Origin of the sequence: Acinetobacter qingfengensis (assembly GCF_008693185.1) — a bacterium.
GTDB lineage: Bacteria > Pseudomonadota > Gammaproteobacteria > Pseudomonadales > Moraxellaceae > Acinetobacter > Acinetobacter qingfengensis.
Genome location: NZ_VXKN01000003.1, coordinates 128,567 through 141,730, shown reverse-complemented (window position 1 = coordinate 141,730; position 13,164 = coordinate 128,567). Strand labels below are relative to the sequence as shown.

Annotated in this window: 9 protein-coding genes; 7 read left to right on the top strand and 2 right to left on the bottom strand. The window is 38.5% G+C overall.

Features of this window, described 5'->3' with window-relative positions:
• Positions 1-483 precede the first annotated feature (483 nt).
• On the top strand, positions 484-1,803 hold the full coding sequence (locus F4V57_RS05560) for a DcaP family trimeric outer membrane transporter (RefSeq protein WP_070070079.1): 1,320 nt from the start codon (positions 484-486) through the stop codon (positions 1,801-1,803).
• Between the two features lie 118 nt (positions 1,804-1,921).
• Here F4V57_RS05560 and F4V57_RS05555 read toward each other — a convergent pair whose 3' ends face one another.
• Positions 1,922-3,163 (bottom strand): L,D-transpeptidase family protein, encoded by a 1,242-nt coding sequence (locus F4V57_RS05555; RefSeq protein WP_070070078.1) that lies wholly within the window; start codon positions 3,161-3,163, stop codon positions 1,922-1,924.
• 267 nt (positions 3,164-3,430) lie between these two features.
• Here F4V57_RS05555 and hemE point away from each other — a divergent pair, with 267 nt between their 5' ends.
• From hemE to dld, 6 genes are all read left to right on the top strand, one after another.
• A complete protein-coding gene (hemE, locus tag F4V57_RS05550; protein ID WP_070070077.1) occupies positions 3,431-4,504 on the top strand; it encodes a uroporphyrinogen decarboxylase in 1,074 nt (357 codons plus the stop codon).
• Between the two features lie 3 nt (positions 4,505-4,507).
• Entirely contained in the window at positions 4,508-5,305 is a 798-nt protein-coding gene (locus tag F4V57_RS05545; protein WP_070070076.1) for a DUF817 family protein, read from the top strand.
• Positions 5,306-5,578: 273 nt separating this feature from the next.
• Positions 5,579-7,246 carry an L-lactate permease gene (lldP, locus tag F4V57_RS05540; protein ID WP_171257545.1) on the top strand — a complete coding sequence of 556 codons (1,668 nt, stop codon included), beginning with the start codon at positions 5,579-5,581 and terminating at the stop codon, positions 7,244-7,246.
• Positions 7,247-7,268: 22 nt separating this feature from the next.
• Positions 7,269-8,021, top strand: coding sequence for a transcriptional regulator LldR (gene lldR, locus F4V57_RS05535; RefSeq protein ID WP_070070074.1), 753 nt, complete (start codon positions 7,269-7,271; stop codon positions 8,019-8,021).
• Entirely contained in the window at positions 8,018-9,181 is a 1,164-nt protein-coding gene (gene lldD, locus F4V57_RS05530) for an FMN-dependent L-lactate dehydrogenase LldD (protein WP_070070073.1), read from the top strand. Before lldR ends, lldD begins: the two co-directional genes overlap by 4 nt.
• Positions 9,182-9,188: 7 nt before the next feature.
• Positions 9,189-10,913, top strand: a complete 1,725-nt coding sequence (dld, locus tag F4V57_RS05525; RefSeq protein ID WP_070070072.1) for a D-lactate dehydrogenase — start codon at positions 9,189-9,191, stop codon at positions 10,911-10,913.
• Positions 10,914-10,950: 37 nt separating this feature from the next.
• Here the strand turns inward: dld and F4V57_RS05520 are convergent, their stop codons facing one another.
• The gene (locus tag F4V57_RS05520; RefSeq protein WP_070070071.1) at positions 10,951-13,161 is read right to left on the bottom strand and encodes a TonB-dependent siderophore receptor; all 2,211 of its coding nucleotides are present in this window, start codon (positions 13,159-13,161) and stop codon (positions 10,951-10,953) included.
• Between the last annotated feature and the right edge of the window lie 3 nt (positions 13,162-13,164).

Sequence of the window (13,164 nt, the reverse complement as noted above, 5' to 3'; positions counted from 1 at the left end):
GCTGATGGATCTTTTGGAATAAATTTTTGTGAAAGTATTGTCATCGATTTAAATATTATTTAACGCTTGAAAATTCAGGAACTTTCTCAGCCACGTTAAGTTTAATCTTGCAAAGATTATCAATTTTTGTAGAGCTAAAGGCATATTTTTGATATACGTCTTAATATTTTATCTTTGAATTATTTTGTTTAAAAAATATTTATAAAATCTAAGAAAACCAAGTAATTTTTCTAATCTAAAGTATAAGTTAATTTAAAAATGATTATAAGTATATGAATATTAAATATAATTTTAGGTATTAGACTTTTGTCTAATTAGGGTTATTTTTTTTAACAAAATGTTCACAATAGAGAAACAGTTTTGAAAGAATTTGAGTGGATGGATTTTATCAAAAGCTCAGGTTTATTTGAGGAAAGATTGCCAGTTGATATTAACCAATATAAATGGGGCAAACTGGCGTATTGGATTTTTTAGGAGAGATCAATGAAATTAGCTTTAAATCAAAAGGGATTTGTGAAGAAAGCAATTGCAGTGGCAGTGGTAACATCTGCAATTCAGTTTGTACATGCAGGGCCTGAACAGTCACAAAGTGAAATTGAACAACTTCGCGCAGAAGTTGCAGAGCTTCGTGCTTTAGTACAGCAACAGCAGAATGTACAGCGTGTAACTCCACCGCCAGCACCACCTACTGCACCAGCAGTACGCTTTGATCCAAAAGATCTCAAAGTAACCACTCAAAAAGGTGCTGAAGTTAAGTTGTATGGTTTTGTACGTGGTGATGCAAACTATATTATTGAAGGTTCTGATACCGACTTTAACGGTGTTGCTTCAAGTACAGGCGCAGCCAAAGACAAACTACGTGCGACTGCGCAAACTACACGTTTAGGTCTGGATTTTAATACGCCGGTTGGAGATGGTAATAAAGTCGGTGGTAAAATCGAAGTTGACTTTGGTGGAACAAATGAAGCATTGCGTATTCGTCATGCTTATTTAACGTATAACAACTGGTTGTTTGGTCAAACAACTTCTAACTTCCTGTCTAATCATGCCCCTGAGATGCTGGATTATGGTACTAACGTGGGTGGCGGTACTTCACGTATTCCTCAAGTACGTTATGGTTTTAATTTGGCACCAGCAACGAAAGCATTTGTAGCATTGGAAGAAGGGCAAAGTTCAGAGTCTTATCTTAACGGTTCTACAGTTGCAACACGTGATTTAAAATATAAATTACCAGTGTTGACTGCAAAACTGACCCAAGGATTTGCACAGGGTAAAGGACAAGCATCTGTACGTGGTCTGGTTGAGCAATATGATTTAGCTGCTGGTACAGGGAGTAATGGTTCAGATAAAACCGGTTGGGGCTTAGCAATTGGTGCAGATTATCAAATTAGCCCAGAGTTAAAAGTCTTTGGTGATTATTCACATGTTAAGGGTGATAATAAATATCTTTATGCAAGTAATACCGCTGCAACGATTGTTAATGGTCAAGCAGAACAAAATGAGTTTGATACTTTTCAGGCAGGTCTAACTTATAAAATTTTACCAAATTTGCGTACAACTTTAGCGTATGGTGGTATGTATGCTGATGATAGTAATGCATATGCTAACCAATTACGTACATATGAAATTGCTGGATATGGTAATGCCAATAAAGAAGTTCGACATGCATGGATTAACTTGGTTTATACACCAGCTAAACCAATTGACTTGGGTATTGAATATGTTGATGGTCAGCGTAAAACGTTTGATGGCAAAAAATATGATGATAATCGTGTTGGTTTAATGGCAAAATATTCATTCTAAATATTTATTTAACTAAACGAATTGAAAAAAACAATCTCAAGAGATTGTTTTTTTATATTTGATGAATAAGGCGTAAGTTACATTGAGTCACTTACGCCATAAATTGAGTAATAATTGATTACTCAAGGAATTTAACGGTTACACCCGGTTTTACTCGTTTTGCCAGATCTCCTGCATCCCAGTTCGTCAAACGAATACAGCCGTGGGAAGCAGTTTTGGAAATTAAAGATGGGTTTGGTGTCCCATGGATACCAAATGATGGTTTGGATAAACCAATCCACATATTCCCAACAGGATTATTAGGACCCGGTGGTAATGAAAGCGGTTTAGTGTTTCCACCTTGGATAAAGTTTTTAGGATTGTAGCCATACCATGGATTTGGTGCAATATTTTTGACCGTATATGTTCCTGCTGGTGATGGTGTATCTGTACTACCAATCGTTGCAGGGAATGAAGCGATCATTTTATTTTTACTATTAAATAGATACAGTTGTTTTGCACCCTTATGCGCAATAATCAAGTGAATATCTTCTGGTAGATTATTACGTACATTGGCAACAATAATTTTTTCCCCAACTTTATTAAAAGTTGCTTTAGGATTAAGTTTTTTCAGGAATGTTTCATCCATGTGGAATTTTTCACCCAGCATTTCAGTTACACGGGTGTAATACAGGCCTTTCATTTTGGCCTGATCTGCATAGTTTGATGGAATAGCATTTGCGTAAGGACCTTTAAGATCTGCCGCAGTAATGGTGTATTCTTCAAATACAGGTGTATTTTCCCCTGAGTTTAAGCTTTGCCAAGTTGCTTCATCTAGATTGCCTGTTGCAGTTAAACCGTTCATGGTTTGATAGGCAGAAATCGCTTTTAGGGTATTTTTACCTGTTGCACCATCAATTGCACCTGGAGATGCATGTTTACGATTTAATAAAACCTGTGCTTTTGCATAAACTGGTAATTGGCCACGTTGTAGATTGTTTGACCATGTTGCATTGTTTAACGCATTCAAAGACCATCCTGTCGCAGATGCTGTCGGTGAACTGTTTGTTGGTGTACTTGTCGGTTGTTCAACTGGTGTAGGTGTCGATGGACTTTCGGCAGAGTCAACTTTTGTACTATCGGTTGGTGTTGTATCTACTGCTGAAGCATCATCGCTTGCAGGTGCCGGATTTCCGCTACTTTGAGCAACTGGAGCTGAAGTTGCTGCTGGTGCAGAAGCAGCCACAGGTGCAGATGTACTTTGTGACAATGCATAATTCTGAATTCGTGGGCTGCTACCTGTAGCGGGTGCATTTTCTGCAAAAGCAACAGACGACATTGCACAGCCTAAGCTAATGGCAAGTATTGTGCGTGAAAACATAAATCATCCTAAGTTATACATTACTTTTATTGATGGTTTGCGTAGTATGACAAAGGATAAACTGAATTACATTATCTTTTTTGTACGACTGATTCATGTTTTGTAGAAAAATGATATCGAGTTCAAATAAATAATTAATTGCATAATAAAATATATAGTTCATCTCGTGAATTGTCTTAGCCTTGTGGGATTAAATTTTAAAATATTCACGATAAGGAATGAATTTTGTTATGATGCTGAGCAATGTAAAAAGTTCAGCGGATCACTATGACCACGTTAAAAAATGATCGATTTCTACGTGCCTTGTTACGTCAACCTGTAGATACTACCCCTGTATGGATGATGCGTCAGGCTGGGCGTTATCTCCCTGAGTATCGAGAAACTCGTGCGAAAGCAGGTGATTTTTTATCGTTATGTAAAAATACTGATTTTGCCTGTGAAGTAACTTTACAGCCTTTACGTCGCTATGATCTGGATGCGGCAATTTTGTTTTCTGATATTCTAACAGTTCCTGATGCGTTGGGATTGGGCTTATATTTTGAAACTGGAGAAGGGCCAAAATTTAAAAAAACCATTCGAACCGAACAGGATATTGCAGGGCTTGGCAAGATCAATGTTGCTACAGATCTAGACTATGTCGTAAATGCAGTGCGCACGATCCGTCAAGCATTAAATGGACAAGTACCGCTTATTGGTTTTTCGGGAAGTCCTTGGACATTGGCCACTTATATGATTGAAGGTGGTTCGAGTAAGGAATATCGTTTCACCAAAGAAATGTTATATAAAACACCAGAATTGCTACATGCATTACTGGATCATCTTGCCGATGCAGTGACTGACTATTTAAATGCACAGATCGAAGCTGGTGCGCAGGTTATACAAATTTTCGATAGTTGGGGTGGGGCGTTGGCACATCGTGAATATATCGAATTTTCGTTAAACTATATGAAAAAGATTGTGTCTGGTTTAATCAAAGAAAAAGACGGTCAAAAAATTCCAGTAATTTTATTTACTAAAGGTGGTGGACAGTGGCTATCACAGATGCTGGATAGTCACGCAGATGCATTAGGTCTGGACTGGACAACTTCGTTGACGCATGCGCGCCAAGTTGTACAGGGTAAGGTTGCCTTGCAAGGAAATCTGGATCCTGCAACTTTATATGGTACGCCACAAACCATTGAAAAAGCAGTTAAGTTGATGCTGGATGATGCGTATGCTGGTGGCGAAAAAACAGGTTATATTGCAAATCTTGGGCATGGAATTACGCAATGGGTTGATCCAGCACAGGCAAAAATCTTTATTGATACCGTACATGATTATAGCCAAAAATATCTAGGGTAAACTTTGCGTCATTTCATTTTATGTTGTGGGGAATTATTCTCTAAGGCAGTTTCGGCTGCCTTGTTTGGTATTTTATTACTGTTGGCATTTATGCTGACGGCACCTATGGCTGATCAAGCTTACTGGGGATTATATCGTTATGATTATTTATTAATTTTTGCCTTACTTATTCAAATTTTATTGTTGTACTTTAAGCTGGAAAGCTGGGCTGAAGCCAAGGTTATTGCACTATTTCATATTATGGCTATGGGGATGGAACTGTTTTTAACACATCCTGCGATTGCTTCATGGCAATATCCTCAACCTGCGATTTTTAAACTTTATACTGTGCCATTGTTTGCCGGTTTCATGTATTCGGCGGTAGGGAGTTTCTTTGCCAGAAGTTTGCGGTTATTCCATGTACGTTTTCAAAATTTGGCTAATTTTAAAGTTATGCTTATGTTGGCTGTTTTGTCTTATATTAATTTTATGAGCAAATTTTTTATTCCTGACATTCGTATGATTTTATTTGTCTGGTCAATTTGGATGTTTTGGAAAAGTAAAATCAGTTTTTTAATTCAAGGAAAACGTTATCAACTTCCAATGTTGCCAGTTTTGGTATTATTGGCATTTTTAATCTGGATTGCAGAAAATATCAGTACTTTTTATAAAATCTGGTTGTATCCAAGTCAGATTGAGGCTTGGCACATGGTCGGCTGGGAAAAACTGGGATCGTGGTATTTATTATTGCTATTAAGTTTAGTGCTAGTGATTCGTGTATTGACGAAAGATTCATTGGTGCAACAGAAAAATAGTCATTAAATTTATTTTTTATATATATTTTATAAAAACTATCTACAACTTTAGTCAAATAAAAGTAATGCTCTATATATAATTTCTAATGTTTTTAATTAGATAAGAAGTATTGGTCATACCAATAATTTTTTTAATGTAAGTTGTGTGTTGTAATTAATCATTTTATGATGCAAATGCTGAAATAAGCAGGGTATTTGTTTTTATTTTAAAAAATTGGTAATACCAATATACAGATTTAATCAGTTCAGGATTGAACAGATTTAGACAGCATCGAAGGAGATGTCCATGTCCACAATTTGGCAACAAGTGTATGACCCTATTGGTAATATTTGGCTATCGAGTTTAATTGCACTTATTCCGATCATTTTTTTCTTTCTGGCTTTAGCGGTATTTCGCATGAAAGGCAGTATCGCAGCCACCATTACGGTATTGTTAGCGGCTGGTGTAGCTTTATTCTTTTACCAAATGCCGGCATTAATGGCACTTGCATCTATTGTTTATGGTTTTTTCTATGGTTTGTGGCCAATTTCATGGATTATTATTGGCGCTGTTTTTCTGTATAAGGTATCAGTGAAAACTGGGCAATTTGATGTCATTCGCTCAACTATTTTATCTATTACTGAAGATCAACGGCTTCAGATGTTATTAGTTGGTTTTGCTTTTGGAACATTTTTGGAAGGTGCAGCAGGATTTGGTGCGCCAGTTGCGATTACAGCAGCTCTACTGGTTGGTTTAGGATTTAAACCTTTATATGCTGCCGGATTGTGTTTGATTGTCAATACAGCTCCAGTGGCATTTGGTGCCATGGGAATTCCAATTATTGTAGCAGGGCAGGTGTCTGGTGTAGATACCATGGAAATTAGCCAGATGGTGGGACGTCAACTTCCATTCCTAACCATTATTGTGCTGTTCTGGATTATGGCAATTATGGATGGCTGGCGTGGTGTAAAACAAACCTGGCCGGCTGTTGTGGTGGGCGGTGGTTCTTTTGCAATTGCGCAATATTTGACTTCTAACTTTTTAGGGCCAGAATTACCCGATATTACTGCTGCAATTGCATCCTTGGCGAGTTTGACAATTTTACTCAAATATTGGCAACCTAAATACATTTTCCGTTTTGACTCAGAACAAAATGCGAATGATGATTCAACGATCGCTACACAGCAGAAATATAGCATTGCACAAATTATCAAAGCATGGTCACCGTTTGCTATTTTGACAGCAATGGTAACAGTTTGGAGTGTTCAGCCATTCAAAAAATTATTTGCTAAAGATGGTTTGCTTGCGGATTGGGTTATTTCTATTAAAGTGCCATTTTTACATCAACTGGTTGAAAAAACTACACCGATTGTGAGTCAACCAACTCCGTATGATGCCATTTATAAATTTGACTGGTTTTCTGCTACTGGGACGGCGATTGTGATTGCTGCAATTATCAGTGTAATTTTTCTGAAAATGCGACCTGCACAAGCAATTGCGACATTTGGTGAAACCATTAACGAATTAAAAGTACCAATTTATTCCATTGGTATGGTGTTGGCATTTGCTTTCATTGCCAATTATTCAGGAATGTCTGCAACATTGGCACTGGCTTTATCACATACTGGACACCTATTTACATTCTTCTCACCATTCCTTGGTTGGTTGGGTGTTTTCTTAACCGGTTCGGATACTTCATCCAATGCATTATTCTCTGCATTGCAGGCGACCACTGCCCAACAAATTGGTGTACCGGAAGTATTACTGGTTGCTGCCAATACTTCTGGTGGTGTAACAGGAAAAATGATCTCTCCACAATCGATAGCAATCGCCTGTGCGGCAGTCGGTCTGGTTGGTAAAGAATCAGATTTATTCCGATTTACGGTCAAACATAGCATTATCTTTACTATCTTTGTTGGTATCATCGTGTCGGTGCAGGCTTATCTTGTCCCGTGGATGATTCCGTAAGGTAAATATTTGAGATGGTGGTATGAGAATATCTGATCAGTTGGTCAAACAGTTACAGCATTTAATTGCACAGCGAAATCTGAAAATTGGTGATCGGTTGCCTGCTGAGCGACAATTGGCAGAGCAACTGGGAATTTCTCGTCCATCATTGCGTGAGGCTATTCAGCAATTGAATAGTCTTGGTGTATTAAAAAGTCGCCGCGGAGATGGCACGTATATTCAAGTGTTACCTGAGCAATGGTCACAACAAAATATTGTTGATCCCATTAATATGTTAATGGAAGATGATCCGTTATATCGATTTGATGTACAGGAAACCCGGTTAATTTTGGAAGGTGGGTGTGCATGGTATGCTGCTTTGCGTGCGACAGAGCAAGATCGTGCCAAAATTCATCGTTATTTTGATGAAATTGCTTTACATCAAAATCAAGGAGATTCTGCCAAGGCAGCTATTGCAGATGCCAAATTCCATCTTGCGATTGCCGAAGCATCGCATAATGCAGTGCTTATTCAGATTATGCGCAGCGTCTTTGATTTATTGCGTTATAACGTATTTTTAGGGCGTAAAAAAGTCTATAGCCATCCTTTGAGTGCAGAACAATTGAGCGATCAACATTTACAGGTCATGAACGCAATTGATCGTCAAGATGCACAAGCAGCTAAAGATGCCATGTGTGGACATATTAATTTTGTTATTCATTTTGTTCGTTCTCTAGATGAAGATGATGCACGTTTAAAACGTGTCACCCGATTACACAGGATTCAAGACTCATGATTATTTCCTCATCCAATGATTATCGTGCTGCCGCAGAAAGCCGTTTACCACCGTTTTTATTTCATTATATTGATGGTGGTGCTTATGCTGAATATACCTTAAAGCGTAATGTCGAAGATCTTTCCAAAATTGCATTGCGTCAACGTGTATTAAACGATATGTCACAATTGGATTTATCAACAGAAATTTTTGGTGAAAAATTATCAATGCCATTGGCACTCTCTCCTGTGGGCTTAACAGGTATGTATGCACGCCGTGGTGAAGTGCAGGCCGCAGTTGCCGCAGATAAAAAAAATATTCCGTTTACTTTATCTACAGTTTCAGTTTGTCCGATTGAGGAAGTTGTTCCAGCCATCCAGCGCCCAATGTGGTTTCAGTTATATGTGTTGCGGGATCGTGGTTTTATGCGAAATGCGCTGGAACGTGCCAAGGCAGCCGGTTGTACTACACTCGTATTTACCGTTGATATGCCGGTTCCGGGAGCGCGTTATCGTGATGCTCACTCAGGTATGAGTGGACCAAATGCAGCCATGCGCCGTTATTTACAAGCATTTGCACATCCGCATTGGGCTTTAAATGTTGGTCTATTGGGACGTCCGCATGATTTAGGTAATATTTCCAAATATTTAGGTAAACCAACTGGATTAGAAGATTATATTGGTTGGTTAGGCAGTAACTTTGATCCGTCTATTTCATGGAAAGACCTGGAATGGATTCGTGAATTCTGGGATGGTCCAATGGTCATCAAAGGTATTCTGGATCCCGAAGATGCAAAAGATGCGGTACGCTTTGGTGCTGATGGTATTGTTGTATCCAATCATGGTGGACGTCAACTGGATGGTGTGATGTCTTCTGCTCGTGCATTGCCACCGATTGCTGATGCCGTTAAAGGTGACATTAAAATTTTGGCAGACTCAGGTATTCGTAATGGTTTGGATGTGGTACGTATGATCGCTCTGGGTGCCGATCTTTGTATGATTGGTCGGGCTTTTGTCTATGCACTGGGGGCAGCAGGACAGGCTGGTGTATCTAATCTATTGGATTTATTTGATAAAGAAATGCGTGTTGCCATGACATTAACTGGTGCAAAACGTATTACTGATATTACTCCGGACTGTTTGGTACGTTATGAACAGGCTGTTCAAAATGCAATGGAGTAATTAGAGTATGTCAAATCGCAGCACTTCAGCCACAATTATTGATGATTTAAATGCCATTGTCGGTTCACAACATGTTCTGACCGATGACCAGCAAACCCGATTTTACCGACAGGGCAGACGTTTTGGTGAGGGTAAAATTCTGGCAGTAGTCTGTCCAGGAACATTGTTACAGCAATGGCAAGTGCTTCAGGCTGCAATTGCTGCGGATTGTATAGTGATCATGCAGGCAGCCAATACCGGATTAACCGGAGGATCAACACCTTATGGTGATGATTATGATCGTCCGGTCATTGTGATGAGTACACGGCGTTTAAAAGGTATTCAGGTCATTCATGATGGCAAACAAGTCATTTGCTTACCTGGTGCAACACTAGATAATTTGGAACAAACGCTTAAACCCTTTAATCGTGAACCTCATTCGGTGATTGGCTCTTCTTGTATTGGTGCATCTGTTTTGGGGGGCGTATGCAATAACTCCGGTGGAGCATTGGTTCGCCGCGGTCCAGCTTATACCGAGCTTGCTTTATATGCACAGGTCAATGATCAAGGGGAATTAAAACTGGTTAATCATCTGGGCGTACATCTTGGAACAACACCAGAAGAAATTTTAACTCGTCTGCAACAGGCACAATATCAAAGTGCAGATATTTTTGATGATCCTAATAAACAGGCTTCAGATCAGCGTTATGCTCATGATGTAACATTAGTAGATGAGGATAGCCCAGCACGGTTTAATGCAGATCCATCCCGTTTATTTGAGGCTTCAGGTTCAGCAGGTAAAGTTTGTGTGTTTGCCGTACGTTTGGATACTTATGAAAAGGTATCGAGTAGTGTGTTTTATATTGGAAGTAATGACCATCAGGATCTAACCGCTATTCGCCGTTACTTGCTAACATCCTTACCAAGTTTACCGATTGCAGGTGAATATATTCATCGGGACGCTTATTTGATTGGCGAAAAATACGGTAAAGATACTTTTATGTTTATCGAAAAATTTGGTACGGTTAACGTACCTAAAGCTTTTGCATTAAAAGATAAAATAGATGGTTGGCTGGAAAAATTTTCTATTAAAGGGCTTACAGATAAAGTATTACAAATGATCACTGCAATCTTGCCGGATCACTTACCGCAACGAATGACACAATTCCGCGATCAATATGAGCATCATTTGATTATTCGAGTCGAAAATGACAGTAAATCAAAGACACAGGATTTTCTGACAGAATATTTTAATGTGCACCATTCAGGTGGTTTTTTCCTATGTGATGATGATGAAGGACGTAAAGCTTTTTTACATCGCTTTGCAGTTGCTGGTGCTGCCATTCGTTATCGAGATACGCATCGCAATGAAGTAGAAGATATTGTGGCATTAGACATTGCTCTACGGCGTAATGACCATGAATGGGTTGAAACTTTACCGCAGCAAATGAATGAAAAAATCCTGCATAAATTGTATTACGGACATTTTATGTGTCATGTATTCCATCAGGATTATATTGTAAAAAAAGGCGTCAATCCTTTGGATATGGAACATCAAATGTGGGCATTACTGGATAGTCGTCGCGCTGAATATCCGGCGGAGCATAATGTTGGGCACTTATATATTGCCAAACCAGCCTTGGCGAATTTCTATCAAAAACTGGATCCGACCAATAGTTTTAATGTTGGTATTGGGCATACCTCAAAATTAAAATATTGGGGTAAAACCAGCATAAAAAAAGAGAAGCAATGAGGCTCTCTTTTTGAAATATGCATCTAGACAGGCAGTTTTAGTATTGCCAGTCTAGCTTTAATAAATAACTACGTGGCGTGCCATAGAAATTATTCATACCGTTGATACGGGTACGTTGATTTTCATAATAACGTTTATCCGACAGGTTTTGCCCAATCAGATTTAAGGTAAGATTTGGAGTAAACTGGTAGCGGATATTGGCATTGTATAAGGTATAACCACCCTGTTTAACATCATATAGACTACTTGTATCTGTCTGTGCGCTAATGCCTGCGCCTATACTGAGATTTTCTAGAATACCACTGAATTGATAGCTGCTATAGGCTCTAAACATGTGTTCTGGTGTGTGCTTGCTAAAATTACTACCTTCAGTATAACGTGTGCTTTCTGTTTCTAGATACTTACTCTTATTATAGGTATAGCCGGCAAAAAGTTGCCATTGTGGCAAGATTTTGCCTGAAATTTCTAGATCTAGACCACGACTACGTACTTTACCTTCTGGAACAGAATAATTTGTACCTGATACAGAAATAGCACGATTTTCCTGTTCAATTTGAAACAGTGCAGCAGAAAGATTAAGATCACCGTCAAATAAAGCTGACTTTATGCCAAGCTCCTGATTTTTACCGACCACAGGATCTAGTAATTTACTACTACTATCTATATTACTTTGCGGTTTAAAAATCTCGGTATGGCTGATATAGGCACTGGTTGTTGAGCTAAGATCAAAAGTTAAGCCAGCATAAGGAATAAATTTTTTCTTGTTAACATCAGTATTTTTACCGTATTCCGAATCAGGAGCACCTGCCCAAGTATAATATTGATAATCGCCGCCTGCTTTAAAGTCGGTATAACGACCACCGGCAATCAGGTGTAAACGATCCAGTAGATTAAACTGAGTACCTAAAGAAATGGCTTTTTGTTCGATATGATTTTTATTTAAAACATCACTTTGCAAAATTGTAGAGTCGTTCCAGTCCGGTTCGGAAATTTGTGAAGATTGGAATGTATAAACATTATATGGTGTTTCGTCTATATGCCATCTCCAGTGAGAATCGTGTTGTTCCTTGTTATAACTAATTGTGCCGAATAATTGATGCTGTTGTCCAAATAAATAATATTTTCCAGTTAAGGTGCTGTTTATACTCCATTCCTGACTTTTGTTGTCATAAAATTGCATATTATTTAATTGAAGTAATCCGTTGGTACCAACACCTGTGTAACTGGTGCTACTATTGGCCAGTCCTGCAAATTTCTGCACAGACTCTGACCATGTAGCATTGGCTTTGGTACTCAATTTCCAGTCTTCAGAAAAATTATGTGTTAATTCAGCAAATATATTTGATTTTTTAAAATTATCTATAGACCAGTCTGCACCAAGATAAGTATTTCGATTTAAATTTAAGTCTGTAGCATTTGTACCCATGGGTAAACCATACATATCGGGAGTTTCTTTAACTTGTTGGTACAATGCACCGATACGGAATAATGCTTTATCACTCAGATCAAAATCCAGTACACCGTAAATGGTCTGATTATTTTTTTCCACAGATTTTTTGAAGGAATTACTATCACCGGCAACAGCAACCAAACGCCCACGTATACTTTTATTTTGATTTAAGCTGCCAGATACATCAATACTGGAACGAATATTATCCCAGCTACCATATTGCACAGAACCATTGGCTTGAAATTCTTCCGTTGGCTTTTTTCGCACGGCATTAATGGTGCCACCCGGTTCACCATTACCTTGGGTTAAACCTGAGGCACCTCGTAAGACTTCAATATGGTCATATATTTCCAGATCTGTCATGCTTGAAGCTGAACGATAAGCATTACTTGATGAGCCAGGAACAGTACTGCTCATACCATCTTCTTCAATCTGATCGATATAAAAACCACGGGATTGAAAGCGATAACGACCAGCTTCTCGAATAACATTGATACCTGTTGTTTGTTTGAGCACATCGGCAGTAGAGTTGAGACCAAGATTTTTGATTTCATTCTGATTAATTACACTGATAGATTGAGGTGTTTCCTTTACTGTGAGATCCATACCTGTTGTCGTACTCATAACGGAAGAAGGAATGGCTTTTACAATAATCACATCCAGTTGTTTAAGTTTTTTATTTTCTTCAGTCGTTGATTGTTCAATGATATTCTCATTATTTGCATGAACATAACTACAGTGGATCAGCAAAATGGCGAGGGAAAGTTTTGTTATGGAGATTTTCGGAAAATATGGCATATA